At 60.1% G+C, this 25,477-nt stretch carries 25 protein-coding genes; 15 read left to right on the top strand and 10 right to left on the bottom strand.

Annotated elements, in window-relative coordinates; all coding sequences use genetic code 11:
* Nucleotides 1-13: 13 nt before the first annotated feature.
* The 5 genes from speB to GR198_RS24840 form a co-directional block, all read right to left on the bottom strand.
* Nucleotides 14-976: an agmatinase gene (gene speB, locus GR198_RS24820; RefSeq protein ID WP_003547297.1), complete on the bottom strand. Its 963-nt coding sequence runs from the start codon at nucleotides 974-976 to the stop codon at nucleotides 14-16.
* A 221-nt stretch (nucleotides 977-1,197) separates the two neighbouring features.
* Nucleotides 1,198-2,385, bottom strand: a complete 1,188-nt coding sequence (cml, locus tag GR198_RS24825) for a CmlA/FloR family chloramphenicol efflux MFS transporter (protein ID WP_164069727.1) — start codon at nucleotides 2,383-2,385, stop codon at nucleotides 1,198-1,200.
* Between the two features lie 307 nt (nucleotides 2,386-2,692).
* Nucleotides 2,693-3,160, bottom strand: coding sequence for a 30S ribosomal protein S9 (gene rpsI, locus GR198_RS24830; RefSeq protein ID WP_164045951.1), 468 nt, complete (start codon nucleotides 3,158-3,160; stop codon nucleotides 2,693-2,695).
* Nucleotide 3,161: 1 nt separating this feature from the next.
* Entirely contained in the window at nucleotides 3,162-3,626 is a 465-nt protein-coding gene (rplM, locus tag GR198_RS24835; protein ID WP_003558420.1) for a 50S ribosomal protein L13, read from the bottom strand.
* Between the two features lie 315 nt (nucleotides 3,627-3,941).
* Nucleotides 3,942-4,841: a LysR family transcriptional regulator gene (locus tag GR198_RS24840; protein WP_204337216.1), complete on the bottom strand. Its 900-nt coding sequence runs from the start codon at nucleotides 4,839-4,841 to the stop codon at nucleotides 3,942-3,944.
* Nucleotides 4,842-4,914: 73 nt separating this feature from the next.
* On the opposite strand from GR198_RS24840, the gene GR198_RS24845 reads away from it, so the two are divergent.
* From GR198_RS24845 to GR198_RS24855, 3 genes are all read left to right on the top strand, one after another.
* On the top strand, nucleotides 4,915-5,145 hold the full coding sequence (locus GR198_RS24845; RefSeq protein ID WP_003547308.1) for a DUF1127 domain-containing protein: 231 nt from the start codon (nucleotides 4,915-4,917) through the stop codon (nucleotides 5,143-5,145).
* A gap of 95 nt (nucleotides 5,146-5,240) precedes the next feature.
* A complete protein-coding gene (locus tag GR198_RS24850) occupies nucleotides 5,241-6,071 on the top strand; it encodes an enoyl-CoA hydratase (protein ID WP_029872869.1) in 831 nt (276 codons plus the stop codon).
* Nucleotides 6,072-6,073: 2 nt separating this feature from the next.
* On the top strand, nucleotides 6,074-6,307 hold the full coding sequence (locus GR198_RS24855; RefSeq protein ID WP_050573681.1) for a hypothetical protein: 234 nt from the start codon (nucleotides 6,074-6,076) through the stop codon (nucleotides 6,305-6,307).
* On the opposite strand, the gene GR198_RS24860 is transcribed toward GR198_RS24855, so the two are convergent.
* The gene (locus GR198_RS24860) at nucleotides 6,308-7,144 is read right to left on the bottom strand and encodes an EamA family transporter (protein ID WP_029872867.1); all 837 of its coding nucleotides are present in this window, start codon (nucleotides 7,142-7,144) and stop codon (nucleotides 6,308-6,310) included.
* Nucleotides 7,145-7,620: 476 nt separating this feature from the next.
* The gene (locus GR198_RS24865; RefSeq protein ID WP_029872866.1) at nucleotides 7,621-7,944 is read right to left on the bottom strand and encodes a hypothetical protein; all 324 of its coding nucleotides are present in this window, start codon (nucleotides 7,942-7,944) and stop codon (nucleotides 7,621-7,623) included.
* Between the two features lie 120 nt (nucleotides 7,945-8,064).
* On the opposite strand from GR198_RS24865, the gene GR198_RS24870 reads away from it, so the two are divergent.
* From GR198_RS24870 to GR198_RS24885, 4 genes are all read left to right on the top strand, one after another.
* On the top strand, nucleotides 8,065-8,493 hold the full coding sequence (locus tag GR198_RS24870; protein WP_029872865.1) for a CoA-binding protein: 429 nt from the start codon (nucleotides 8,065-8,067) through the stop codon (nucleotides 8,491-8,493).
* A gap of 117 nt (nucleotides 8,494-8,610) precedes the next feature.
* Nucleotides 8,611-9,894: an O-acetylhomoserine aminocarboxypropyltransferase gene (locus GR198_RS24875; RefSeq protein ID WP_029872864.1), complete on the top strand. Its 1,284-nt coding sequence runs from the start codon at nucleotides 8,611-8,613 to the stop codon at nucleotides 9,892-9,894.
* A gap of 23 nt (nucleotides 9,895-9,917) precedes the next feature.
* Nucleotides 9,918-10,262 carry a cupin domain-containing protein gene (locus GR198_RS24880; protein WP_029872863.1) on the top strand — a complete coding sequence of 115 codons (345 nt, stop codon included), beginning with the start codon at nucleotides 9,918-9,920 and terminating at the stop codon, nucleotides 10,260-10,262.
* 233 nt (nucleotides 10,263-10,495) lie between these two features.
* Complete coding sequence (locus GR198_RS24885) at nucleotides 10,496-12,625, top strand: bifunctional diguanylate cyclase/phosphodiesterase (protein ID WP_029872862.1); 2,130 nt, start codon at nucleotides 10,496-10,498, stop codon at nucleotides 12,623-12,625.
* A gap of 117 nt (nucleotides 12,626-12,742) precedes the next feature.
* Here GR198_RS24885 and GR198_RS24890 read toward each other — a convergent pair whose 3' ends face one another.
* Nucleotides 12,743-12,964 (bottom strand): hypothetical protein, encoded by a 222-nt coding sequence (locus tag GR198_RS24890; protein WP_164069729.1) that lies wholly within the window; start codon nucleotides 12,962-12,964, stop codon nucleotides 12,743-12,745.
* A 16-nt stretch (nucleotides 12,965-12,980) separates the two neighbouring features.
* Here GR198_RS24890 and pstS point away from each other — a divergent pair, with 16 nt between their 5' ends.
* The 4 genes from pstS to pstB all read left to right on the top strand — a co-directional run bounded on the left by pstS (nucleotide 12,981) and on the right by pstB (nucleotide 16,843).
* Nucleotides 12,981-14,003 carry a phosphate ABC transporter substrate-binding protein PstS gene (pstS, locus tag GR198_RS24895; protein WP_029872861.1) on the top strand — a complete coding sequence of 341 codons (1,023 nt, stop codon included), beginning with the start codon at nucleotides 12,981-12,983 and terminating at the stop codon, nucleotides 14,001-14,003.
* Nucleotides 14,004-14,202: 199 nt separating this feature from the next.
* Entirely contained in the window at nucleotides 14,203-15,180 is a 978-nt protein-coding gene (pstC, locus tag GR198_RS24900; protein ID WP_029872860.1) for a phosphate ABC transporter permease subunit PstC, read from the top strand.
* Nucleotides 15,181-15,182: 2 nt separating this feature from the next.
* A complete protein-coding gene (pstA, locus tag GR198_RS24905) occupies nucleotides 15,183-16,040 on the top strand; it encodes a phosphate ABC transporter permease PstA (protein ID WP_029872859.1) in 858 nt (285 codons plus the stop codon).
* Nucleotides 16,037-16,843, top strand: a complete 807-nt coding sequence (gene pstB, locus GR198_RS24910) for a phosphate ABC transporter ATP-binding protein PstB (RefSeq protein WP_029872858.1) — start codon at nucleotides 16,037-16,039, stop codon at nucleotides 16,841-16,843. The genes pstA and pstB overlap by 4 nt, the downstream gene beginning before the upstream one ends.
* A 15-nt stretch (nucleotides 16,844-16,858) precedes the next feature.
* Here the strand turns inward: pstB and GR198_RS24915 are convergent, their stop codons facing one another.
* Together GR198_RS24915 and GR198_RS24920 are read right to left on the bottom strand one after the other, a co-directional pair.
* Nucleotides 16,859-18,103, bottom strand: coding sequence for a cytochrome P450 (locus GR198_RS24915; RefSeq protein WP_029872857.1), 1,245 nt, complete (start codon nucleotides 18,101-18,103; stop codon nucleotides 16,859-16,861).
* A gap of 54 nt (nucleotides 18,104-18,157) precedes the next feature.
* Nucleotides 18,158-19,411: a GGDEF domain-containing protein gene (locus GR198_RS24920; RefSeq protein WP_029872856.1), complete on the bottom strand. Its 1,254-nt coding sequence runs from the start codon at nucleotides 19,409-19,411 to the stop codon at nucleotides 18,158-18,160.
* Between the two features lie 437 nt (nucleotides 19,412-19,848).
* Between GR198_RS24920 and clpP the strand changes: the two genes are divergently transcribed.
* From clpP to hupB, 4 genes are all read left to right on the top strand, one after another.
* Nucleotides 19,849-20,478 (top strand): ATP-dependent Clp endopeptidase proteolytic subunit ClpP, encoded by a 630-nt coding sequence (gene clpP, locus GR198_RS24925; protein WP_012756949.1) that lies wholly within the window; start codon nucleotides 19,849-19,851, stop codon nucleotides 20,476-20,478.
* 303 nt (nucleotides 20,479-20,781) lie between these two features.
* Nucleotides 20,782-22,059 carry an ATP-dependent Clp protease ATP-binding subunit ClpX gene (clpX, locus tag GR198_RS24930; RefSeq protein WP_003547337.1) on the top strand — a complete coding sequence of 426 codons (1,278 nt, stop codon included), beginning with the start codon at nucleotides 20,782-20,784 and terminating at the stop codon, nucleotides 22,057-22,059.
* A gap of 402 nt (nucleotides 22,060-22,461) precedes the next feature.
* Nucleotides 22,462-24,879, top strand: a complete 2,418-nt coding sequence (gene lon, locus GR198_RS24935) for an endopeptidase La (RefSeq protein ID WP_029872855.1) — start codon at nucleotides 22,462-22,464, stop codon at nucleotides 24,877-24,879.
* 206 nt (nucleotides 24,880-25,085) lie between these two features.
* Entirely contained in the window at nucleotides 25,086-25,361 is a 276-nt protein-coding gene (hupB, locus tag GR198_RS24940) for a DNA-binding protein HupB (protein WP_011651361.1), read from the top strand.
* Nucleotides 25,362-25,477 lie beyond the last annotated feature (116 nt).

The following is a 25,477-nucleotide window of genomic DNA, read 5'->3' on the forward strand; positions in this document are numbered from 1 at the left end:
TGAGGATGATAGGTCAGCCTTGTGACACGGCGATGGCGCGTCGCTCGGCATGAAGCCCCAGCATATACATCGCCACCGTTGCCCCCGCAATGGCGGTGATATCGGCATGATCATAGGGCGGCGATACCTCGACGACGTCGGCGCCGCGGATATCGAGCTGGTGCAGACGCTGCAGCACCGAGAGGATCTTGGCGCTCGATGGCCCGCCTGAAACCGGCGTGCCGGTGCCCGGCGCAAAAGCCGGATCGAGGCAATCGATATCGAAGGTGAGATAGGCCGGCGCCCCGCGCGTATGGGAGATGATCGCCGAGGCGATATCGCTGGCGCTCATCTCCTCGACCTGATGACCGTATAGAATATTGACGCCGCAATCCTCAGGCGCATGGGTGCGGATGCCGATCTGAATGGAGCGGTCGGGATCGATGATGCCTTCGCGGGCGGCCCGCGCCACGAAAGAACCGTGGTCGATGCGCCGTTCCTCGTCGAACCAGGTGTCCTGATGCGCGTCGAACTGCACGAGCGCCAGCGGCCCATGTTTTGCCACATGGGCTTTCAGCAGCGGCCAGGTGACGTAGTGATCGCCGCCAAGCGTCAGCAGGAAGGCGCCGCTGTCGAGGATGACATTCGCCTGGCGTTCGATGGCGGCCGGCGTGTCCTGATGATTGCCATAGTCGAGCAGGCAATCACCGTAGTCGATCACGGCCATTTCGGCGAAGAGTTCGCGGTTGAAGGGATATTGCGCATCATTGTCGAAGATCGCCGAAGCGCGCCGGATCGCCTGCGGCCCGAAGCGTGTGCCCGGCCTGTTTGAGGTCGCAGCATCGAAGGGAATGCCCCAGACGGCGACGTCGACGCCGGCGAGCTCCTTGGTGAAGCGGCGCCGCATGAAGGACAGGGCACCGGCAAAGGTCGGATCGCTGGCGGCGGAGGTGAGGCTGGTCGCCGTAAAGGCGTGGTCAATCGATCTGTTCGCCAAATCATGCTCCTTTTTCGGTCGCAAAATCATAGTCGCGTTCGATACGGACGCTGCATTGCAGGATCGCCGTTTGACGCCAGAGCGTCGGGCGGCGGGTCTCGCGAGGGAATTGGCCGATCCCCCGCGCGCAGAAAGGGGTAGGCGAGGTGCGGACGGATTTCAAGCAATCGTTCGGACGACGGCCGGTCGTTATCGTCGAGCGACCGTCATTTGCCCGCTGCTTATCGGGCCGGCTCCCGCAGGCACCACAATCCAGCCAGCGTCGTCAGCGCGGTCGCTGAGACATAGCCCACAAGCGGCCAGGCGCTGTCGCCGCCGAGCAGAATCACGAAGACGGTTCCGGCAAAGCCGACGATGATGCTCGCGACGCAGGAATAGAGCGCGACCGCTGTCCCGGCCATGTCGCCAAAGGCGTCGAGCGCGCCGTTGGCGGTGACCGCCGTCGCAACGACGATGCCGATCGCGATGATCCACATCGGCACGACGAAGCTGACGAGGGAAGGCTGCAGAAGCAACTCTCCAAAGGCAAGCAGCACGGCGCCGAGAAGCAGCATTGCCATGCCTCTGGCAAGGCTGCCTGCAATGCCCCAGCGCATGACGAAGCGTTTGGCGAAACGTGCCGTCACGATCATCACCAGCGCCACCGTGGCAAAGATGAAGCTGAAGGCGATGCCGGAAAAACCGGCTTTGTCGATCAGGATACGGGGTGCCGTCGAGAAGAAGACGAAGAAGGCGCCCATCGCCGTGCCGAAGCCGCCCGTATAAACCCAGAAGGGAAGACTTGTAAGGATCGGGCGGAGAGCGATCTTCGCGGTGACGGCAGGGCGGGTTTCGTGCCATCGCGTGCCGGCGTTGAAAAGGGCGACAACCGAAAGGAAGCCGATGACGAGGAAGATGGCGCGCCAGCCGAAGCGATCCGCGATCAAGGCTCCGATGATCGGGCCGAGTGCCGGCACGAAGGAGAGGATGGAGCCGAGAAGGCTATAGATCGTGCTGCTTTCGGGACGTCCGGCGTAGACGTCACGCACGGTTGCGAAAGTTGCGACGAGTGCCGCCGACGCGCCGACTGCCTGCAACAATCTCAAGACCACGAAGATCGGCGCCGACGAGGAGCCGGCAAGCAGGAAGGATGAAGCGGCAAAGAGTGCAGCACCTCCAAGCAGGACAGGCCGTCGTCCGACAATATCGGAAATTGGGCCGAAGACGATCTGGCCGATACCGAGCACGAGCATGTAGAGGCTGAGGGTCAGTTGGATGACCGCCGGCGAAGTGCCGAGCGCCTGCGGCATGACCGGTACGATCGGCAGATAGATATCCATGGCGAGCGAGGCCAGGATGTCGAAGGGTGCCATCAGCAGTAAGGCTGCCGGCAGGGGATAGGTCCATTGCTGGATTTTGGGATAAGACATGGGAAAGAACCCGCTCAAATGATTTCATTCGGCGGCGATCTGTCTCTTCATCAGTATCGGGATTGACCGGACAGACGCCGCAACAACAGGGCAGAGTTGTTGCGGCTTATTTGTCTGCGGACTTGGTTGTTCCCATGATGCGACCCTGACTGCGGCTTCGCTCATTTCCGAAGCGCTTTGCCAAGTTTCTACCAGCAGAGCGGGAATGCGACAATGGCATGCCGGCACGCTTCCGATTGGTTTAAACAGCGCAAAACAAAAAGGCCGGGTTGCCCCGGCCTTCGTAAATTCCGTCTGTCCGAAGCGATTAACGCTTGGAGAACTGGAACGAGCGGCGGGCCTTCGCCTTGCCGTACTTCTTGCGTTCGACGACGCGGCTGTCGCGGGTCAGGAAGCCGCCCTTCTTCAGTACCGCGCGCAGGCCCGGTTCGAAGTAGGTGAGCGCCTTGGACACGCCATGGCGAACGGCACCGGCCTGGCCGGAAAGGCCGCCGCCGGCAACGGTTGCGACGATGTCGAACTGGCCGTCACGGGCAGCCGCAACGATCGGCTGGCGCAGGATCATCTGCAGCACCGGACGTGCGAAATATTCCGCGAATTCCTTGCCGTTGACGGTGATCTTGCCGGAGCCCGGCTTGACCCAGACGCGGGCGACAGCGTTCTTGCGCTTGCCGGTCGCGTAGGAGCGGCCGAGCGAGTCGACCTTGCGGACGTGGGCCGGAGCAGTAGCTTCGGAAACCGTGCCGAGATCCTTCAGGGAGGAGAGGTCAGCCATATCAGGCGCTCCTTACGTTCTTTTTGTTGAGCGCGGCAACGTCGAGGGCGACCGGCTGCTGGGCTTCATGGGGATGGTTGGAGCCGGCGTAAACGCGCAGGTTCTTCATCTGGCGACGGCCGAGCGGGCCACGCGGAACCATGCGTTCGACGGCCTTTTCGAGGACGCGCTCCGGGAAGCGGCCTTCGATGATCTGGCGTGCGCTGCGTTCCTTGATGCCGCCGGCATAACCGGTGTGCCAGTAGTAGACCTTGTCGGAATACTTCTTGCCGGTGAAAACGACCTTTTCGGCATTGATGACGATGACGTTGTCGCCGTCGTCAACGTGAGGCGTGAAGGTTGCCTTGTGCTTGCCGCGCAGGCGCATAGCGATGATGGAAGCGAGACGGCCAACGACCAGCCCTTCGGCGTCGATGATCACCCACTTCTTCTCCACCTCTGCAGGCTTCTGGGAGAAGGTTGCCATAGTGAATACTCTCTTTTGGGACCCTTGGCCCGAAGGCTTGAAGGGCGTTTCTTGTTGCTTGGATTGGCGGGCTTTAGGCATGCCAAAAAGAAAGCAGCCCGGACAGGCTGCGTTCTGGGGCGGTGTATAAAGGGAATGTAACATTGGGTCAATATCGACATCCCAAAGGATTGGAAAAATTTTGGAGTAAAAACAAATACTTAGATATGTGGTATTTTGATACCTCATATTTCTGCGGTCGCGGACTGCTGCGCCTGACGTTTTTCAGGTCATCTCTGCCGGTTTGAAATCGCGTCCCCTGATCCAAAGCGGTTCTCAACCTTTGAACGCGCGCAGGCATTTCATCATTTCGCGAAGGCCGCGTGTCAGATGTTTGTCCCGGCGCAGAACCATGCCGAGGCGGCGCGTGAGCCGCGGGTTCAGCGATGAAGTCGTCACAAGGCCGGCGCGGTCGCGCTTCAGCGCCAGCCCCGGCAGGATCGACCAGCCGAGCCCTACGGCCACCAGCTCCTTGATCGCCTCGATGCTGCCGAACTCCATCGCAGGCCGGATCCTGGTATCCGGTGCAGCCAGCCACGCGTCGATCGCCCGCCTGGTATTGCCTCCCTCATAAAGCAGCAGCGTCCTGTCGCGCATGAAGGCGGCGTCCGGCCCGCCTTCGGGCATCAGGCTGCCCGCAGGGGCGACGGCCAGCAATTCCTCCTCGTAGAACGGCTCGATCTCGAAGTTCCTTCCGGATGCCGGCAGGGCGACGACGGCGATGTCGAGGCTGTTGGCCTCCAGATCACGCAGAATGTCGTCGGCATCGCCGATGCGCACGGTGATTTCGAGGCCGGGCATGGATTTTCTGGCAACGGCGATGGCGCGAGGAAGCAGATGGATCGACGCCGTGCCGCCGCTGCCGATGCGCACACGGCCGCAGGCGCCATCTCTGTACGGCATCATCGCTTCTTCCGCGGCGGCCGATTCCTGAAGCAGCCGCCTTGCATGCACGAGCAGGTCGAGGCCTGCAGCGGTCGGCTGCGCCCGCCGCCCGACACGCTCGATCAGGCGTACGCCGAGCCGCTGTTCGAGCCCCTTCACCTGCAGGCTGACGGCCGGCTGGGTCAGGCCTTCCTTGTCGGCCGCAGCCGTGAAGCTTCCGAGATCGGCGACATTGACGAAGGCGGCAAGCTGATCGAGGTGGAGAGGCATACAAAAGAAATCCTTATGCATATCATAATATCCATAAGCTTCTTTCGCGGCATCTTCCAGCGCATCTTTCATCCGTTGAAGAAAGGAAGAAGAGATGGCCCTGGAATTAAGCGGGATCCTTGACACACCTCGCGATATCGTTCGGTCGAGACTTCACGGCATGGCGCGCTGGAGCCTGCGGCTGCTGATGACGATCGAGCATCACCTCGAAAAGCGCCGCAGCCGCCGCACGCTTTTGGAACTCACCGACGACGAGCTTTGCGATGTCGGTCTGACCCGTGCGCAGGCAAGCGCTGAGACATCCAAGTCGTGGTTCTGGTCCTGACGGCAGCGGTCTCCGCGTGGAGTGCGGATCCTGCTCGAAATTTCCGGCGCCTTGTGGCAAAACGTCTGCCTGGAATCGAGCGCAGGGAGAGCAGCATGGCCGAAATCGTATCCTTCCGGAAGGACGCCGGAGCGGAAGAGGGCGGCTTGCTGACCCGCTCGCTGCGCGACGGCGTGCTGCGGCTCGTGCTCAACAACCCACCGGCCAATGTGCTTTCGATCGCGCTTCTCGAAGCGCTGCTGGAGGAGCTCGAGACGGCCGGGGCGGAGCCGGATGCGCGCGTGGTCGTCATCGCCTCGACCGGCAATGTCTTTTCCGCCGGGCATGATCTCAAGGAACTCACCGCCCATCGCGCCGATGAAGATCAGGGGGTCGGTTTCTTCGAAAGATCCTTCCGGCTTTGCGCCGATCTGATGCTGAAGATCGCGCATCTGCCGAAGCCTGTCATCGCCGAGATCGACGGGCTTGCAACGGCTGCGGGCTGCCAGCTCGTTGCTTCCTGCGATCTGGCGATCTGCACCGATAGTTCGACATTCTGCACCCCGGGCGTCAATATCGGCCTCTTCTGTTCGACGCCGATGGTGGCCGTTTCCCGTGCCGCGCACCGCAAACAGGCGATGGAGATGCTGCTGACCGGTGAGACGATCGACGCCTCGACCGCCAAGGATTTCGGCCTCGTCAACCGTATCGTGCCGATGCAGTATCTGGCGCAGGTGGTTTCCAAATATGCGGCAGTGATCGCCAGCAAGTCGCCGCTGACGCTGAAGATCGGCAAGGAAGCCTTTAACCGGCAGCTCGAACTGCCGGTGGAGGCGGCATATGATTATACCGCCAGGGTGATGGTCGAGAACATGCTGACTGAGGATGCGCAGGAAGGGATCGGCGCCTTCCTCGGCAAGCGCAAGGCCGAATGGAAGGGTGAGTAATAGTGGCGCGGATCACGAAATTTGAGCTGGCAAAAATGCAGCGTTTTCAGCTGCATGATCCCATAGATGCGAAAATTTTCGCCCATGAATATGATGGCCGAAAATTGATCCAAATATCAACTTACGGAAGAGTTAGCCGTCAAGAGCCAGGTAAACTCAGTCAAACCATTCAATTAGATGAAGAGGCGGCAGGCGAGCTTTTTCAGATACTTCGCCGTGAATTTGGTTTCAAATGATCACGCCAGTTTCAGAAGCAGCCCGCCGATCGCGATAACGACGGCGGCGACGTAGCGCCAGATGCTGGCTTTTTCCTTGAAGACGGTGATCGAGATCACCAGTGCAAACAGGATGGCGGTTTCGCGCAAGGCTGCGACGGTCGCGACCGGGGCTTTCGTCATCGCCCAGAGCGCCAGCCCGTAGGAAGCGATCGAGCCGGCGCCGCCGATGAGGCCGCGCCACCAGTTGCGGCGAACGTGACGCACCACTGCGAAAGCGCCGCGCTGGGACGCTGCCCAGGAAAACAGTAGCACCGGCGGCAGCAGCGACATCCACAAAGTGTAGGAAATCGCATTGCCGGAGATGCGTGCGCCGATTCCGTCGACATAGGTGTAGCTGGCGATGACGAAGGCATTGGCAAGCGAGAGGATGACGGCGCGGCTGCTGCCGCGCCGCGCCTCGAGGGCGAGTGTCAGCACGCCGGCCGAGATCGTCATCGTACCGGCAAGGGCGCCGCCGGAAAGATTTTCCTTCAGGATGAAACCGCTTGTCGCGGCGATCAGCAGTGGCGCGCAGCCACGCATCAGCGGATAGACGAGGCCGATATCGCCAGCCCGGTAGGCGGCGGCGACCAGTTGAAAGTAGGCAAACTGCAGGATGGCAGAGGCGCCGATGAACGGCCAGGCCGAGGCGTCCGGCAACGGCAGGAATGGCAGAAACGGCAGTGCCGAAACCGCGCCGCCGGCCGAGATCAGCGCCGCATCGAGGGACTTATCGCTCCCCGCCTTGATGATGGCGTTCCATGTCGCGTGCAGCAGTGCGCCGAAGAGAACGAGCAGGATGACGTCGAGAGGCAAGGGAGTAATCCGGAAAGGATGAGAGGAAGCGGAACACGCCTCGCCTTCGGCGTTTCAAATTCCTGAAAAGACAACTGGGATTTGCACGAAAACGTACGGCTGTGGTCGCTTATGCGTTCATATGTCGAATAGCATCCTTTCAGTATGTGAACAATGGTGGGGCATTGGAGCAATTTTTACGTGCGCGCGACATACGTTCAATCCACGCGACGTTTTCAACTATGAGATGCTTCTAATGGATGCGGGAACAAACGGCGGCATTATCACGAACAAAAAGAGAAAATATCTACGGGAATTCGGGAAGTGATTATTCTATGCTGCTGAAATATAGATATTATTCTATAGCTTTGACATACGGGAAAATTAAAGCTTTTGGTTGTGTAATCTTCAGGAAATCGCAGCGCGGAATTGAGCTCAAACCTTTCGCAAACGCGAAAGGCGTGCAGTTCCTGCGTCCGCCATGACGGCGAAAAACATCAGAGCTGATGATGCGGAACGAAGAGCATCCCGTCAAGGTTGTCGATGTTCTGGCAGTTCAGAACTTGGCAGCGGGGAGTGTCTTTCGAAGGGATATATGTCCATTCCGCATAATCGGTCGCGTCGCAATAATTGCTGTTGCGAACATAGCGATCGTAGAGCGGCAAGCCACGGGGAGACTGGTAGCGGAAGATGACAGCGCCCTGATTGTGGATGGCGGCACGCACGCTGGCACAGCTCATGGTGAGCGGATTGTAGCGCAAGATCGCCAGCGCCGGCGATGCGGCGAGCACGAGCATGAGGGCAAGAGCGATTTTTTTCATCGAATCATCCTCAAGGAGTATCCAATTCATATATACGGGAAAGACACGCAGCCGGTTTCACGGAAACGCAAAAAAACATGCCGGCCGTGCCGAAGGGCTTTCGGGAGTGGAGAAGTGGACATGAATCACGACGCCTATACGGATGATTACCTCGTCGGCATCCTGCATTCGGTAAAGACCATCGCGCTGACCGGCGCTTCGCCCAATCCGGCCCGGCCGAGCAACGGCGTCATGGGTTATCTGCTGTCGCGCGGCTACGAGGTCATTCCTGTCAATCCGGGGCAGGCGGGCAAACAGATCCAGGGCCGCACCGTTTATGCCCGGCTCGCCGACATTCCCGTGCCGATCGACATGGTCGACGTCTTTCGCGCTTCCGAATATCTGGATGGGGTCGTCGAGGAGGCGCTGGCGCTGAGGCCGCTGCCGAAAATCATCTGGTCTCAACTTGGTGTGCGCGACGATGCGGCTGCGGCAAAGGCCGAGGCTGCCGGCATCCAGGTGGTGATGAACCGCTGCCCGGCGATCGAGTATCCCCGACTTATTGCCTGAGTTGCGGTCCCATGAGACGGATTTTCCACGGAACGTCCATGGGTTGAAACGGATCGCAATTAACTTTCGCAAGCGACAGGCTATGATCCTACACGTCAGCAATAACGGGAGGACGACATGGCCAAGAACGATCCGGGATTCAACACGTTGGCGATCCATGCCGGTGCGCAGCCCGACCCGACGACGGGCGCGCGGGTAACGCCGATCTACCAGACGACCGCTTTCGTCTTCAATGATTCCGATCATGCCGCTGCCCTCTTCGGTCTGCAGGCTTTCGGCAACATCTACACCCGAATCATGAACCCGACACAGGCGGTACTCGAGGAGCGCGTCGCAGCGCTCGAGGGCGGCACGGCAGCCCTTGCCGTTGCCTCCGGCCATGCGGCGCAGGTGATCGTCTTCCACAATATCATGCGTCCCGGCGAGAATTTCATCGCTGCCCGCCAGCTCTACGGCGGCTCGATCAACCAGTTCGGCCACGCCTTCGAGAATTTCGGCTGGCAGGTGCGTTGGGCCGATGCCGCCGATCCCGCAAGCTTCGAAAGCCAGATCGACGAGAAGACGCGCGGCATCTTCATCGAAAGCCTGGCCAATCCCGGCGGCACTTTCGTCGATATCGCCGCCATCGCCGACGTCGCGCATCGCCATGGCCTGCCGCTGATCGTCGACAATACGATGGCAACACCCTATTTCATCCGCCCGATCGAGCACGGCGCCGACATCGTCGTGCATTCGCTGACCAAGTTTCTCGGCGGCCACGGCAATTCCATGGGCGGCCTCATCGTCGACGGCGGCACCTTCGACTGGTCGAAATCCGGCAATTACCCGATGCTGTCGAGCCCGCGGCCAGAATATAACGGCATGGTGCTGCACGCGACCTTCGGCAATTTCGCCTTTGCGATCGCTGCCCGCGTGCTTGGCCTGCGCGACCTCGGGCCGGCCATCTCGCCCTTCAATGCTTTCCTGATCCTGACCGGCATCGAGACGCTGCCGCTCAGGATGCAGCGCCACAGCGACAATGCGATCGCCGTCGCGAAATGGCTGAAGGCGCACAGCAAGATCGCCTGGGTGAATTATGCCGGCCTCGACGACGACCCGAACCACGCCCTGCAGCAGCGCTACTCGCCGAAGGGCGCCGGCTCCGTCTTCACCTTCGGGGTCAAGGGCGGCTATGAGGCGGGCAAGACACTGGTCGAGGGGCTGGAGCTCTTCTCCCATCTTGCCAATATCGGCGACACCCGTTCGCTCGTCATCCATCCGGCCTCGACGACGCACCGGCAGTTGACCGACGAGCAGAGGATCGCCGCCGGTGCAGGCCCTGACGTCGTGCGCCTCTCCGTCGGCATCGAGGACGTCAAAGACATCATCGCCGATCTTGAACAGGCGCTCTCGAAGATCTGATATCAGAGGGATCTACGGTGACCATGGCAAATTTCATCACCTTCAGCATCGACGGCGTCGAACCCGAGTTCGGCGCCCCCGAAGCCGATCGGATTATCTCCGGCGATCCGCATTTCCGCACCTGGAACCTGGAGGAGAGAGAAGGCGGCCTCTATTCCGGCATTTGGGAGGCGACACCGGGCAAGTGGCGGATCGTCTACGAGGAATGGGAATATTTCAGCCTGCTGGCCGGTCATTCGATCGTGACGGAGGAGGGCGGTGAGCCGGTTGATCTGAAAGCGGGCGACCGGATGATCCTCAGACCCGGCTTCAAGGGAACGTGGGAAGTCGTTGAAACGACTCGCAAGGACTATGTGATCAAGGTTTGAGCGGGGGCCAGCAGACCGACGCTGACGATGGCGGGCCTGTCCCGATTTGCGGCGATGACGGCCCGTCTTTCTGCGAATGGCGGCGCCTCTTTCCCGGATAGCACGCTTTTAACCAAACCCATTAATTGGGCCTACATCGCCAAATGCTATATCTTATCTGCAGCGCATTGCGGACATGATGTCTCCTGCCGTCACACAGACATGGCCTTGCAATTAATCTTTGCGGAATTTGCATGTCGTCGAATCTTGCAGCCAGGCACGTTCGGACTCAAACGTCTTCCATCATTGCGACAACCGTCTGCTTCATTGTCGTCGCTCTCGTATTGACCGGCCTTATGGCACATGTCGTCGCCACGATGACCCGGTCGGCGAACGAAATCGACGATGCCAGGGCCAGTCGCGCCGCCCGCGCGGCGGTCGCAGCCTTTGTGGCTCGCTTGAGCGGGACAACGACGGACAATGCCATATGGGACGATGCCTATAGTGCTGTCTCATCTCCGACCGCTGCGGATTGGGCCTATGAGAATTGGGGAAAAACCAGCGAGGATTATGCGCTTTATGACGGCGCGATCGTGACCGGCCCTGACGGGTCTTCGATCGTCTCGGCCTATGCCAAAGGCAAGCCCTTCCAGCCGGGCACGTTTTTCGGGGAAGCCTTTTATCAACAGATCAATACGGCTGCCGCTCCGGCCAAGGCGCCGGTGATCAATTTCATCAAGACTGAAAGCGGTATGGCACTCATCGCCTCGCAGGCGATCCAGCCGTTCGAGGCCGCCGCCGAGGTTCCGAAGTTCAGCGTGCTGAGTTTCTACAAGGCGTTTACGTCGGAGGTTCTCGACACTCTCTCCAACGAACATGAACTCGAGGGGTTGAGCCTCGAGACGACGCCCAAGCCGGGATTCCTGAACACGCCGATCACCGACATCAAGGGAGCCGTCATCGGCTATCTCGTTTGGCCGAGCAAAGCGCCCGGAAGTGCCGTGTTTCAGCAGGTCTATCCTTATCTTGCAGCTTCTACCGTCGTCCTTTCGCTGTTCTTGATCGGCGTTCTGTTGGTTGGCGCATCCGAAGCGCGGCGCCTGCGCCAACTGGCGCAGACAGCTCGCTTCGAAGCGAGCCATGACAGCTTGAGTGGCTTGTTGAACAGACAGGGGCTTCTCCGCCTGCTGGAGGATCTGGAGAGCTCGGATCCTTCGTCACCGCGGCTTTACTTGGTGGATCTCGACGGCTTCAAGGCAGTCAACGATGCTTGGGGGCATGCGGTTGGTGATGATTTGATCCGGATCGTCTCGAACGCGCTGATGACCAGTCATCCTGAAGTCCTGGCCGCGGCCCGGCTGGGAGGCGACGAATTCGCGCTGGTGCACGTTGGAGCCACTGCACGCGAAGAGATGGAAGAGGCGATTCTGGCGCTGTTTGCCGAGCCCTTCAAAATTGACGGGCGAACGATCGAAGTTGGCGCAAGCATTGGAGCTGCGGCGCGCGATGGAGACATATCGCCTTTGGAGCTTCTTCGCAGAGCCGACATGGCCCTCTATCGTGCCAAGGCAAATGGCAAAGGTCAGGCGGTTGAATACGACCCCGAACTGGACCGGGAACGCATACGGGTCGCCGAGCTGGAAGGTCTCTTGAAAAACGCCATCGGCAGCGGCGCAATCGAAGCTGTTTTCCAGCCTCTCGTCTCTGCTTCGACCGGCGCTGTCACCGGTCTTGAAGCACTGGCGCGCTGGAAAACTGCAACGGGAAACGTCAGCCCGGAAATATTCATCCCTCTTGCTGAAAGGTGCGGCCTCATCGATGCCCTTGGCGTCCATATGCTGAGAACGTCGATCGGGCATGCCAAGAGCTGGCCCGGTCTGACTTTGTCGGTGAACGTTTCGCCGATCCAGCTCTGCAATCCGGAATTTGCTGCCCAGGTGATCGCGATCCTGCAGGAACTGGATTTCGATCCTAACCGCCTGACACTGGAAATCACCGAAGGCGTTCTGATGACAAATCCGGATCAGGCCCGTCGGTCGATAGACCAACTCAAGCGCGTCGGCATAAAGTTTGCTCTTGACGATTTTGGCTGCGGCTACGCCAGCATCGGCGCACTGCGGCAGTTTGGGTTTGATCGCATGAAGATCGACCGGTCGCTCGTGTCGGCTCTCGATGAAACCGCAAATGGCGCCGATATTCTTCGGGCAACCATCTCCCTGGCGACCGCTCTGCAGATTCCCGTGACCGCCGAAGGTATTGAGAATAGCCGTCAGGCGGCGATCTTGCGAGACGCCGGCTGCGACCAGCTTCAAGGCTATATGCTCGGAAAACCCATGTCGGCATGCGACATATCCAGCAGGCTGCGAGAAGAGTCGGCCGCGTGATCTCGTAAAGGCCATCGCACCAATTCGGTATCGGGCATGAGCGGCCCGGGATTTCGAAATCCTGAAAACGACATTTCCGGGCATCGCTGCGGCAATCCACCACAGCCATGCGTCAATCTATCCCAATGTTTTTGCTAAGGCTTTGTTAAATCCGCGTTTCAACCAAAAGGCCGCAACTGCAGCATTTGAGGCACGGCCTCGCGGTCGGTTGCGACCGTCAAATACCGTCATCAAACTGTAATAAAACGCGCCTAGCCCGCCTGCTGTGACGGGAATTTCAGCGCCCCAGACAATGGACACCCCCTCCACGGCGCTGGTCTCGTTGTTTTTCAAATCCATTAGGGAAGCGCTTCAAATGCTCACCAACAAACTTCTTTCGGCCTGCCTCGGCGCCGGCCTGGTTGCCGCTCTGGCGGTTTCGGCGTCCGCCGCCGATATCACCGGCGCCGGGTCTACCTTCGTCTATCCCGTCCTGTCCAAATGGTCTGCGGACTACAACAAGCAGACCGGCGACAAGCTGAACTACCAGTCGATCGGTTCGGGCGGCGGCATCGCCCAGATCAAGGCTGCAACGGTTGACTTCGGCGCGTCCGACGCCCCGATGAAGCCGGAAGACCTGACGACTGGCGGCTTCGGTCAGTTCCCGCTCGTCGTCGGCGGCATCGTGCCCGTGATCAACGTCAAGGGCATCAAGTCGGGCGAACTGAAGCTCACGGGCAAGGTTCTCGCCGACATCTACCTCGGCAATGTCACCAAGTGGAACGACAAGGCCATCGCCGATCTGAATCCCGGCCTGAAACTGCCCGACAGCCAGATCGCCGTCGTCCATCGTTCGGACGGTTCGGGCACCTCCTTCAACTGGACCAACTACTTCTCCAAGGTCAACGAAGACTGGAAGAGCAAGGTCGGCGAAGGGACCGCCGTCAACTGGCCGGTCGGCATCGGCGGCAAGGGCAATGAAGGCGTTGCCGCTTACGTCACCCGCGTCAAGGATTCGATCGGCTACGTCGAATACGCTTACGCCCTGCAGAACAAGCTGCCCTACGTTCTGATCCAGAACGCCGCAGGCCAGTATCCGAAGCCGAATGCGGAAAGCTTCTCGGCTGCTGCCGCCAGCGCCGAATGGGCCAAGGCTCAGGACTTCTACCTGATCATGACCAATGCTCCGGGCCAAAAGGCCTGGCCGGTGACCGCCACGACCTGGGCGATCATGTACAAGGAGCCGAAAGATGCGGCGCGCTCCAAGGCAGCCTTCGCCTTCTTCAAATGGGCGCTCGAAAACGGCCAGAAGGAAGCCTCTGCACTCGACTACGTTCCGCTTCCGCAGACCCTCGTGAAGCAGATCGAAGATTACTGGACGGCCTCGTTCAAGGGCTGATCCCTGCAAGACGCGCGGTCGGGGCGGAAAGCGAGGCTTTCCGCCTAGAACAGGATGATTTTAGGCCGACTTGGCCTAAAATCTGAATCCTGTTCTAAATTAAGGGGTTAGAGCATGATGTCACCGAAAACCGCTTACACTTTTCGGCATCATGCTCGAATGCCTTTGACACCCCCTCAAAGCAGCAGAGCGTACGGATATGAGCGAAGCAATGGCATCGCTGCCCGCCACAACCGCGGGCGTGAAGCGCCGCGACGGCGCGGCAGGCGATCGTATTTTTTATTGGATAGTTTTGGGCTGCGGCCTGTTTGTTTTGGTCGCACTGTTCGCAGCGGCGTTCTCCATGGTCTGGGACGGGTTTCTCGCGTTTCGGACCTTCGGCGTTGGCTTCCTGACCGGCATGGAATGGGATCCGGTTGCCCAGCGGTTCTCGGGCCTTGTACCGATTTACGGCACACTGGTCACCTCGGCGCTTGCTATGATCATCGGCGTTCCCGTGAGCCTCGGTATCGCCGTTTTCATTACCGAAGTTGCGCCGCGCTCCATTCGCGGCCCGATCGGCGGCGCCATCGAGCTTCTCGCCGGTATCCCCAGCATCATTTACGGCATGTGGGGTCTCTTCACCTTCGCCCCCTTCATGTCGGACTACGTCCAGCCGGTGCTGATCGACTGGCTAGGCCCGATCCCGGTAGTCGGTGCATTGTTCTCCGGCGCTCCGCTCGGCATCGGCATGCTGACGTCAGGCATCGTGCTGGCGATCATGATCATCCCCTTCGTCTCCTCGGTCATGCGCGACGTCTTCCTGGTCGTCCCAGAGCCGCTGAAGGAATCGGCCTATGCGCTTGGTTCGACCAAGTGGGAAGTGGTGCGCGACATCGTCATCCCGCACACCCGCACCGCTGTCGTCGGCGGCATCTTCCTTGGTCTCGGCCGCGCGCTCGGAGAGACCATGGCGGTCACCTTCGTACTCGGCAACACCCATAACATCGCGGTGTCGCTGATGGAGCCCGGCACGTCGATCGCTGCGACGCTCGCCAACGAGTTTGCCGAAGCTTCGGATGACCTCTACAGGTCGTCGCTCTCGGCGCTCGGTCTCATCCTCTTCGTTGTCACCTTCATCGTTCTGGCTGCCGCCAAGCTCATGCTGGTGCGCATGGCAAGACAGAGGGGAGAGTAGTCATGGCCACCCATTCGGGTTCCATTTACCGCCGCCGCCAGGTCGGCAGCATGATCGCGCTGTCGCTCTGCGGCATCGCGACCGTGGTCGGCCTGGTCTTTCTGCTTTGGATCCTCTGGACGACGCTGATACACGGCCTGTCCGCGCTCAGCCCCAGTCTCGTCACGGAAATGACGCCGCCGCCCGGCGAAGATGGCGGCGGTCTCGCCAACGCCTTCATGGGCAGCCTGCTGATGGTCGCTCTGGCTGTTATCATCGGAACGCCGATCGGCGTGCTTGCCGGCACCTTCCTGTCGGAATTCAGCCGCGGCAAGAAGATCGGCGAGGCAATCCGCTTCGTCAACGATATCCTGCTTTCGGCGCCGTCGATCATCATCGGCTTGTTTGTCTATGAACTGGTCGTCCGCCCGACGTCACGCTTTTCCGGCTTTGCCGGCGGCATCGCGCTCGCCTTCATCTTCCTGCCGGTCGTGGTGCGCACGACCGACGAGATGTTGCGGCTGGTTCCAGACGTCATGCGTGAGGCAGCACTTTCCCTCGGCATCCCGCGCTGGAAGGTAACGATCAACGTACTCTACCGCGCCGCCTCCACAGGCATCCTGACCGGTATCCTCCTTGGGATCGCCCGCATTTCGGGCGAAACCGCGCCGCTCCTTTTTACGGCTCTGAACAACCAGTATTGGAGCTTGGACATGTCGCAGCCGATGGCGAATATTCCCGTCGTCATCTTCCAGTTCGCTATGAGCCCCTATGAGCAATGGCAGAATCTTGCCTGGGCAGGCGCCTTCGTCATGACGGCGATCGTGCTTCTCCTCAGCGTCGGCTCCCGCGCCATCCTCAACCGCAGGAATGCGAAATGATGCTTGAGAACAAAGCCTTCGAACCTCGCCCGGCCCGCTCGGCCACAACAATCGACAAGATGGCGCTGACCGGCGTCAACTTCTACTACGGCGATGCCCACGCGATCCGCGACGTCACCCTGAGCTTTCCCGAGCGTCAGGTCTCGGCCCTTATCGGCCCGTCCGGCTGCGGCAAGTCCACGCTTCTGCGCATCCTGAACCGCATCTACATGCTCTACCCGAAGATGCGTGCCACCGGCTCCGTCACGCTCGACGGCCAGAATATCCTTGACCCCGGCTATTCGATGAACGAGCTGCGCGCCCGGGTCGGCATGGTCTTCCAGAAGCCGGTACCGTTCCCGATGTCGATCTACGACAATATCGCCTACGGTATCCGCCACCACGAGCGCATCTCCAAGGCCGAGATGGATGTCCGCGTCGAGCAGGCGCTGCGCTCGGCAGCGCTTTGGGAGGAGGTCAAGGACAAGCTGAAGGGCAGTGGCCTCGGCCTTTCCGGCGGTCAGCAGCAGCGTCTCTGCATCGCGCGTGCCGTAGCACTTCGTCCCGAAGTGCTTCTCCTCGACGAGCCGACCTCCGCCCTCGACCCGATCTCGACTGCCAAGGTGGAAGAGCTGGTCGCCCGGCTGAAGACGGATTTCACAATCGTCATCGTCACCCACAACATGCAGCAGGCAAGCCGCATCTCCGACAACACCGCCTTCATGTATCTGGGCGAACTAGTCGAATACGGCCCGACCGCCGAGATTTTTCAGTCGCCGAAGGTCAAGCGCACGGAAGACTACATCACCGGCCGCTACGGCTGATCCGCAAAGAGTGGATCACCATTGCAGATCCAGCCGGTCCAGCCCGTGGAAGTGGTAGACGTCCTTGACCACGGGTGTCTTTGCCATCTTGAGGCCGGCCAGCCGTTCGAACAGGATCGGCAGCACGACGTTGAGCTCCAGCCGTGCCAACGGCGCGCCGATGCAGAAATGGATGCCGGCGCCGAAGGAGAGGTTTGCCGCCTCGTTGCGGTCGGGCTTGAAGGTGAGGGGATCGGTGAATTTTGCCGGGTCGAGATTGGCGGCGGCGAGGATGAGGCTGACCTTGTCGCCGCGCTTGAAGGAGACGCCGTCGATTTCGGCAGGCTCCAGGGCCCAGCGCTGGAAGATGTGAACAGGCGCGCAGATGCGCAGGGTTTCCTCGACGGTGCGCTCCGTCGTCGCCTCGTCCCGGAAGAGTTCCGCCGGATCGCAGCCGCTGTCGAGAATGGTGCGCACGGAGTTGCCGATCTGGTGCACGGTCGCCTCATGTCCGGCATTGAGCAGCACGATCGTCGTCGAGACGAGCTCCTCCTCGGTCAGATACTGGCCCTTGTGCTCGGTATGGATCATGTGGGTCAGCAGGTCGTCGCGTGGGGTCGCGCGGCGTTCCGTGATAACCGTCTTGACGTAGTCGGAAAATTCCTTGGCCGCCCGTTCGGCCTCTTCCTCCTGCTCGCGCGTACGGCCGAACATGTACATGCGGACATAGGCGTGCGACCAGGCGAGCAATTGCGGCCCCATCTCCTCGGGAATGCCGATCATCCGCGCGATCATCGTCACCGGGATGATGTCGGCAAAGGCCGAGAGCAACTCGACCTCACGCTTCTCGGCGAAGCCGTCGATCAGTCGGTTGGCAAGTTCCGCAAGCTCCGGTTTCATCTTCTCGACATGGCGGGAAACGAAGGCGCGGTTGACGAGCGTGCGCAGCCGCGTGTGCTCCGGCGGTTCGAGTTCGAGCAGCGAATAACGTTCCGAGAGATCGAAACTGGCAAGATGCGGCATCGGCTCGGCAAGGCCGAGCTCCTCGCGGCTGGCGATATGCAGGATCTGCCGGCCGAAGCGCCGGTCGCGCAACAGTCCGTTCACATGGTCGTAACCCGTAAAGAACCACTGCTTCTGCTCGCTCCAGTAGAAGGTCGGGCAATGGGCGTGAAGTGCGGCATAGACGGCATTCGGGTCGCCGTAGAAGGCCGGGTTGCGGCTATCAAGTGAGACATGACGGTTGGCGCCGTCGATCGAGAGAAAGGATGGGATCATCATGCCCCGAGGCTTAGCGGATTTGCCGGGGCTCGGAAAGATGCGGGGTGAGGCGTTTTAGCCGGCCCGTGACAGTGTACCCATGCGTCGCAGCGCGTCGACCTGGTCGTCGACCGTCGGCACGAGTTCACCGGCATTGCCGCTGGGCGTGGCCGGTGCAGGGGCTGCGGCCTCCGCTTCGCCGAAGGTGACCGTGCAGTTGCGGCCGGCGGCCTTCGCCGCATAGAGCGCCCGGTCGGCGGCCGAGATCAGCTTGTCGATATTGGCTTCGATCGAGGAGGCGAGCGCGATGCCGATGCTGACGGTGACCGGAACGATCGCTTCGCCGGTGCTGACGGGAAGACGGCAGAATTCGGTGCGGATCGCTTCGGCGATCGCCTCGGCTTCCGTCTGGTCCGCGACGGCGGCGAAGGCGGCGAATTCCTCGCCGCCCATGCGGCCGAAGATGTTGTTCGGAATATACTGGCGGGCCATGCGCGCAAAGGCGGTCAACACGGCATCGCCGGACTGGTGGCCGAAACGGTCATTGACGCGCTTGAAATGGTCAAGATCGAAAAGGATCACCGCAACCTGGCGCTGCTCGTTATGAGCACGTTCCTGGATGCCGTTGAAATAGCCGAGCAGGCCGCGGCGGTTGAGCACGCCGGTCAGCGAGTCAGTCAGGGTGAGCGCACGCAGGTGCCGTTCGGAGCGCTCCATGATCAGCCGGCAGGTGAACGCGAAGGCGATGGTCAGCAGGAAGGCGCTGGCCATGGCGGAGGCGCCGCCAAGATTGGTCGCCTCTATATCGCTTGGCATCGTCAATGCCATCGTCAGCGCCGAGCCGAAGCACAGGCAGCCCTGGAGGATGAACACACCCATAAGCTTGATGCGGGTACGCTCACGGCGCATGTCGCCGGCGGCGACCGCCATGGCGAGTGCCGTCGCACCCGTCGCCGAAGCAAGGTTGTAGAGCACCACCCGGTTTGAATAATCGCTGTTGACCCAGGGCAGGAAGACACCGGCGAGCCAAATTACCGGCGGCAGCAGTGCCCACCATTCGATCCTCTTGCGGTCGAGTGCCAGAAAACCAGCCACCCAGGCGCTCTGGCCGAGCAGGGCGATGGCATTGCCCGCCTCTACTGAAAGCACGCTGGGGATTTCGCCGCGCAGCGCGACCATCGCAAAGCCGATGCCGGTCAGGAGGAAGCCCAGGCCCCAATAGAGATAGGCCTCGTTCCTGACATTGTGGCGCCAGGCGACGAACAGCACCAAAGCGAGCGTCATGGCCTCGGAACACCAGATGGCGAGACCTGTAGCGAAATTGAACACGGCAGCAACCCCTTGTCTGTCCGTTCGCATCCTTGCCGAGGAAGCTCGCTACTTCCTTAATGTCGCTGCGCTGCGGCATTGTTTTAGGCCGATATCTGCCGGTAGGCTTTCCGTCGGGTAAACGTGTATGAGCACAGTCGAATAGAGTAAGCCTTCCTTCATCCTGTCATGGAGAAAAGCCGGGGGAGACCGTACCAAGGGCTCGCCGTTAACAGGCGTTTGAGGGAAAGAGGCTCAATGCATGTCGCCCGGAAGTGTGCAGCGGTTCCGGGATAACGACATGCATGAAAAGAAGGAGCTCAGCCGCCTTGCCCCGCCTTCTTAACGTTATCCTCATGCGTGTCTTGAAGAGGAGGGCCGGGACACTCTATGTAGGGGTAAGATATTTTTTCTTTGATTCCCGGCGCCGGCCGGCGAGACGTTGACAAAGGACGCACATGAGAAACCCAGTCGATACCGCAATGGCCCTCGTTCCGATGGTCGTGGAACAGACCAACCGCGGTGAACGCTCCTACGACATCTATTCCCGCCTGTTGAAGGAACGCATCATCTTCCTGACAGGTACTGTCGAGGACCATATGGCGACGCTCGTCTGCGCCCAGCTGCTTTTCCTCGAGGCCGAAAACCCGAAGAAGGAAATCGCCCTCTACATCAATTCGCCCGGTGGCGTCGTCACCGCCGGCATGGCGATCTACGATACTATGCAGTTCATCAAGCCCGCGGTTTCGACGCTCTGCATCGGCCAGGCCGCATCCATGGGCTCGCTGCTTCTCGCAGCCGGTCACAAGGACATGCGCTTTGCCACACCGAATTCCCGCATCATGGTGCACCAGCCCTCGGGCGGCTTCCAGGGCCAGGCTTCGGACATCGAGCGCCACGCCCGCGACATCCTCAAGATGAAGCGCCGCCTGAACGAGGTCTACGTCAAGCACACCGGCCGCACCTACGAGGAAGTTGAAAAGACGCTCGATCGTGACCATTTCATGGATGCGGACGAAGCCCAGAGCTGGGGCGTAATCGACAAGGTTCTGACGTCGCGCCTCGAAATGGAAGGCGAGCAGGCCTAGTAATTAATAGGGATGGTGTTTTCCTCGCCACAGTTCTATCCCATTTGTGATTGAACAAGGGCTTTCATCCGGCGACGAAGACGCTAATAGTAACTATTAATGCTATGTTGAATTTTTATGACATAGCATTCGGCATTCGAAGGGGAATTCGTTGCCGCCGGGGCCAGGACATGATTGGTTGGGCCCGGTTCGTACCCCCTGAAGCCCTTCTCGGCAAAGGCTCCGGAAACGGAGTGCCGCCAGGAGCTGATAGAGTGGACCGCGATTTCGCCTTGAAATGCGGCGTGCTGGAAGGAAAGTGATATGAGCAAGGTCAGCGGCAGCAACGGCGGCGACTCCAAGAACACTCTGTATTGTTCGTTCTGCGGAAAGAGCCAGCACGAAGTCCGGAAACTGATTGCCGGACCGACCGTCTTCATCTGCGATGAATGCGTCGAATTGTGCATGGACATCATCCGCGAGGAAAACAAATCCTCGATGGTCAAGTCCCGCGACGGCGTTCCGACGCCCCAGGACATCATCAAGGTCCTCGACGAATACGTCATCGGCCAGCGGCAGGCGAAGAAGATCCTGTCGGTTGCCGTTCACAACCATTACAAGCGCCTGGCGCACGCCTCCAAGAACGGCGAAGTCGAGCTGGCGAAGTCGAACATTATGCTCGTCGGCCCGACCGGCTGCGGCAAGACCTATCTTGCCCAGACGCTCGCCCGCATCATCGACGTTCCCTTCACCATGGCTGACGCGACGACGCTGACCGAGGCCGGTTATGTCGGCGAGGATGTCGAAAACATCATCCTGAAGCTGCTGCAGTCGGCCGACTACAACGTCGAGCGTGCGCAGCGCGGCATCGTCTACATCGACGAAGTCGACAAGATTTCGCGCAAGTCCGACAACCCGTCGATCACCCGCGACGTCTCGGGCGAGGGCGTGCAGCAGGCGCTGCTGAAGATCATGGAAGGCACGGTCGCTTCCGTTCCGCCGCAGGGCGGCCGCAAGCACCCGCAGCAGGAATTCCTGCAGGTCGACACGACGAACATCCTGTTCATCTGCGGCGGCGCTTTTGCCGGCCTCGACAAGATCATCTCTGCCCGTGGCGAGAAGACCTCGATCGGCTTTGGCGCTAGCGTCAAGTCGCAGGATGATCGCCGCGTCGGCGAGGTCCTGCGCGAACTGGAGCCGGAAGACCTGGTCAAGTTCGGCCTCATCCCTGAGTTCATCGGCCGTCTGCCGGTTTTGGCGACGCTTGAGGATCTCGATGAGGATGCGCTGATCCAGATCCTGTCCGAGCCGAAGAACGCGCTGATCAAGCAGTATCAGCGGCTGTTCGAGATGGAAGACGTGGAACTGAACTTCCACGAGGACGCTCTGCGCGAAATCGCCCGCAAGGCGATCGTGCGCAAGACCGGCGCCCGCGGCCTTCGCTCGATCATGGAGAAGATCCTGCTCGACACGATGTTCGAACTGCCGACGCTGGAAGGCGTGCGCGAGGTCGTCATCTCCGAGGAAGTGGTGCGCGGTTCGGCCCGTCCGCTTTACATCTATGCCGATCGCCAGGAAGAAAAGGCCAACGCTTCGGCGTGAGCTTATGGCTTTCGTGTGATTATTTTGGGGGCTTGCCATAGGCAGGCCCCTTTCTATTTGAAAAACGATGCGAAGCGCTGTTAGTATTTGCCGGTGGGAACCGAAATTGCCTTTGCCGATGTTGCGCAAGGGATCGTGCTTGGCAATGATGCAATGATCCGTAAGCCTCTTGCTGGCGTTTGCATTTTAGCCGGGTCGGAAGTGGTAAGCGCCGGTCCAGCCACGCGCTTCATAGTGTTGGCGTTCCGTTGTAATAAAGCTGTCACATCCGAGGGACGCGGGCGTTAGCTTGGCTTGAAAAGCGTAGTCAGAACCTCCACTTGTAGCAACAAGTGAGAGTGCCGGCCGGTCCCAAGCGGCCGAGCAGAGAGCCCGGCAACGGGACGATGGAAAGGACATAAAATGACGAAGAAAACGTCTGTAGCGAGCAGCACTGCCTACCCTGTTCTGCCCCTGCGCGACATCGTGGTTTTCCCGCATATGATCGTGCCGCTGTTCGTCGGACGGGAAAAGTCGATCCGTGCGCTCGAAGAGGTCATGGGTTCCGACAAGCAGATCATGCTGGTGACGCAGATCAACGCCAGCGACGACGATCCGGACCCTTCCGCGATCCACAATGTCGGCACCGTGGCGAACGTGTTGCAGCTCTTGAAGCTGCCCGACGGCACCGTGAAGGTTCTGGTCGAAGGTCGCGCCCGCGCCGAGATCGACACTTATACCAGCCGCGAGGATTTCTATGAGGCGCTCGGCCATGTGCTCGAGGAACCGCACGACGATCCGGTCGAACTGGAAGCCCTGTCGCGTTCGGTCGTCTCCGAATTCGAGAGCTACGTGAAGCTCAACAAGAAGATTTCGCCCGAAGTGGTCGGCGCCGCCAGCCAGATCGACGACTATTCCAAGCTCGCCGATACGGTCGCCTCGCATCTGTCGATCAAGATCACCGAGAAGCAGGAGATGCTGGAGACCACCAGCGTCAAGCAGCGCCTCGAAAAGGCCCTCGGCTTCATGGAAGGCGAGATCTCGGTCCTGCAGGTCGAAAAGCGCATCCGCTCGCGCGTCAAGCGCCAGATGGAGAAGACCCAGCGCGAGTATTACCTCAATGAACAGATGAAGGCGATCCAGAAGGAACTCGGCGACGGCGAGGAAGGCCGCGACGAGATGAGCGAACTGGAAGAGCGCATCTCCAAGACCAAGCTGTCCAAGGAGGCCCGTGAAAAGGCCGATGCGGAACTGAAGAAGCTGCGCCAGATGAGCCCGATGTCGGCGGAAGCCACCGTCGTGCGCAACTATCTGGACTGGCTGCTCGGTATTCCCTGGGGCAAGAAGTCGAAGATCAAGGCCGATCTCAACAATGCCGAGAAGATCCTCGAAGCCGATCACTTCGGTCTCGACAAGGTCAAGGAGCGCATCGTCGAATATCTGGCCGTGCAGGCCCGCGCCACCAAGATCAAGGGCCCGATCCTCTGCCTCGTCGGCCCTCCGGGTGTCGGCAAGACCTCGCTCGCCCAGTCGATCGCCAAGGCGACCGGCCGTGAGTATGTCCGTATGGCGCTTGGCGGCGTTCGTGACGAAGCCGAAATCCGCGGTCACCGCCGCACCTATATCGGCTCGATGCCCGGCAAGGTCATCCAGTCGATGAAGAAGGCGAAGAAGTCCAACCCGCTGTTCCTGCTCGACGAAATCGACAAGCTCGGCCAGGACTATCGCGGCGATCCGTCTTCGGCTCTGCTCGAAGTGCTCGATCCGGCCCAGAACATGACCTTCATGGATCACTATCTGGAAGTCGAATACGACCTGTCGGATGTGATGTTCATCACGACGGCGAATACGCTGAACATTCCAGCGCCTCTGATGGACCGCATGGAGATCATCCGTATCGCCGGCTACACCGAGGATGAAAAGCGCGAAATCGCCAAGCGGCACCTGTTGCCGAAGGCCATCAAGGAACATGCGTTGCAGCCGGAAGAATTCTCGGTCAGCGACGACGCCCTGATGTCGATCAGCCAGCAGTACACCCGCGAAGCCGGCGTCCGCAACTTCGAGCGCGAGCTGATGAAACTCGCCCGCAAGGCGGTCACCGAGATCATCAAGGGCAAGACGAAGGCCGTTCACGTGACGGCTGCCAACATCTCCGACTATCTGGGCGTCCCGCGCTTCCGCCATGGCGAAGCCGAGGGCGAAGATCAGGTCGGCGTCGTGACCGGTCTTGCCTGGACGGAAGTCGGCGGCGAGCTGCTGACCATCGAAGGCGTGATGATGCCTGGCAAGGGCCGCATGACGGTCACCGGCAATCTGAAGGAAGTCATGAAGGAATCGATCTCGGCAGCGGCCTCCTATGTCCGCTCGCGAGCCGTCGATTTCGGCATCGAGCCGCCGCGCTTCGACAAGAGCGACATCCACGTGCACGTGCCGGAAGGCGCAACCCCGAAGGATGGCCCCTCGGCCGGCGTCGCCATGGCAACCGCGATCGTCTCGATCATGACCGGCATCCCGGTGGACAGGCATGTGGCCATGACCGGTGAAATCACCCTTCGCGGCCGTGTGCTGCCGATCGGCGGTCTCAAGGAAAAGCTGCTCGCAGCGCTTCGCGGCGGCATCAAGAAGGTGCTGATTCCGGAGGAAAACGCCAAGGACCTGGCGGAGATTCCTGATAACGTAAAGAACAACATGGAGATCATTCCGGTATCCCGCATGGGCGAGGTGATCAAGCATGCGCTGATCCGGCGGCCGGAGCCAATCGAATGGGACGGCACGGTGGAAACGCCGGTCATCACATCGGTCGAAGGCCTCGATGAGACAGGCGCAACCATAGCGCATTGAGTGGCCTTTGCCACATTTATGCCCAATTGGCGCAAAACACGGAAAAAGGCTGGCGGAAACGCCAGCCTTTTTTGTGAAAACGTCATGTAGACGCTTGCTTTTCCTTGATTTGCAGGGCTTTTGGGTTTTCGGCGGGCCTGATGAAACCTATTCTGCGCCTAGCTTACTTTTGAGTCGTTTCATACCATTTAGAAAGGGGTGGAAACATGAACAAGAATGAACTCGTGTCCGCAGTAGCCGAAAAGGCAGGACTGACGAAGTCTGACGCGGCTTCCGCTGTTGACGCGGTTTTCGACGTTGTCCAGGCTGAACTCAAGAACAAGGGCGACATTCGCCTCGCGGGTTTCGGCAGCTTCACCGTTTCTCATCGTGCCGCAACGAAGGGCCGTAACCCGTCGACGGGCGCTGAAGTCGACATTCCGGCTCGCAACGTGCCGAAATTCACGCCCGGCAAGGGCCTGAAGGACGCCGTCAACAGCTGATCTGAGATTATCCACCAGCCGGAAACGAGACCGGCTGTGCAGGATTTGAGAGGGGTTCGGCTTTGCCGGACCCCTTTTGCTTTAGAGCATGATGCCGAAAAGTGTGAGCGGTTTTC

It is taken from the genome of Rhizobium leguminosarum (assembly GCF_010668065.1).
In the GTDB taxonomy this organism is placed as follows: domain Bacteria; phylum Pseudomonadota; class Alphaproteobacteria; order Rhizobiales; family Rhizobiaceae; genus Rhizobium; species Rhizobium leguminosarum_S.

Excerpts from the sequence above, each read along its gene's own strand:
- cml (WP_164069727.1), bottom strand. The coding sequence starts at position 2,385 with ATGTCTTATCCCAAAATCCAGCAATGGACCTATCCCCTGCCGGCAGCC.
- rpsI (WP_164045951.1), bottom strand. The coding sequence starts at position 3,160 with ATGGCTGACCTCTCCTCCCTGAAGGATCTCGGCACGGTTTCCGAAGCT.
- rplM (WP_003558420.1), bottom strand. The coding sequence starts at position 3,626 with ATGGCAACCTTCTCCCAGAAGCCTGCAGAGGTGGAGAAGAAGTGGGTG.
- GR198_RS24840 (WP_204337216.1), bottom strand. The coding sequence starts at position 4,841 with ATGCATAAGGATTTCTTTTGTATGCCTCTCCACCTCGATCAGCTTGCC.
- GR198_RS24845 (WP_003547308.1), top strand. The coding sequence starts at position 4,915 with ATGGCCCTGGAATTAAGCGGGATCCTTGACACACCTCGCGATATCGTT.
- GR198_RS24850 (WP_029872869.1), top strand. The coding sequence starts at position 5,241 with ATGGCCGAAATCGTATCCTTCCGGAAGGACGCCGGAGCGGAAGAGGGC.
- GR198_RS24865 (WP_029872866.1), bottom strand. The coding sequence starts at position 7,944 with ATGAAAAAAATCGCTCTTGCCCTCATGCTCGTGCTCGCCGCATCGCCG.
- GR198_RS24870 (WP_029872865.1), top strand. The coding sequence starts at position 8,065 with ATGAATCACGACGCCTATACGGATGATTACCTCGTCGGCATCCTGCAT.
- GR198_RS24875 (WP_029872864.1), top strand. The coding sequence starts at position 8,611 with ATGGCCAAGAACGATCCGGGATTCAACACGTTGGCGATCCATGCCGGT.
- GR198_RS24880 (WP_029872863.1), top strand. The coding sequence starts at position 9,918 with ATGGCAAATTTCATCACCTTCAGCATCGACGGCGTCGAACCCGAGTTC.
- GR198_RS24885 (WP_029872862.1), top strand. The coding sequence starts at position 10,496 with ATGTCGTCGAATCTTGCAGCCAGGCACGTTCGGACTCAAACGTCTTCC.
- GR198_RS24890 (WP_164069729.1), bottom strand. The coding sequence starts at position 12,964 with ATGGATTTGAAAAACAACGAGACCAGCGCCGTGGAGGGGGTGTCCATT.
- pstS (WP_029872861.1), top strand. The coding sequence starts at position 12,981 with ATGCTCACCAACAAACTTCTTTCGGCCTGCCTCGGCGCCGGCCTGGTT.
- pstC (WP_029872860.1), top strand. The coding sequence starts at position 14,203 with ATGAGCGAAGCAATGGCATCGCTGCCCGCCACAACCGCGGGCGTGAAG.
- pstA (WP_029872859.1), top strand. The coding sequence starts at position 15,183 with ATGGCCACCCATTCGGGTTCCATTTACCGCCGCCGCCAGGTCGGCAGC.
- pstB (WP_029872858.1), top strand. The coding sequence starts at position 16,037 with ATGATGCTTGAGAACAAAGCCTTCGAACCTCGCCCGGCCCGCTCGGCC.
- GR198_RS24915 (WP_029872857.1), bottom strand. The coding sequence starts at position 18,103 with ATGATGATCCCATCCTTTCTCTCGATCGACGGCGCCAACCGTCATGTC.
- clpP (WP_012756949.1), top strand. The coding sequence starts at position 19,849 with ATGAGAAACCCAGTCGATACCGCAATGGCCCTCGTTCCGATGGTCGTG.
- clpX (WP_003547337.1), top strand. The coding sequence starts at position 20,782 with ATGAGCAAGGTCAGCGGCAGCAACGGCGGCGACTCCAAGAACACTCTG.
- lon (WP_029872855.1), top strand. The coding sequence starts at position 22,462 with ATGACGAAGAAAACGTCTGTAGCGAGCAGCACTGCCTACCCTGTTCTG.
- hupB (WP_011651361.1), top strand. The coding sequence starts at position 25,086 with ATGAACAAGAATGAACTCGTGTCCGCAGTAGCCGAAAAGGCAGGACTG.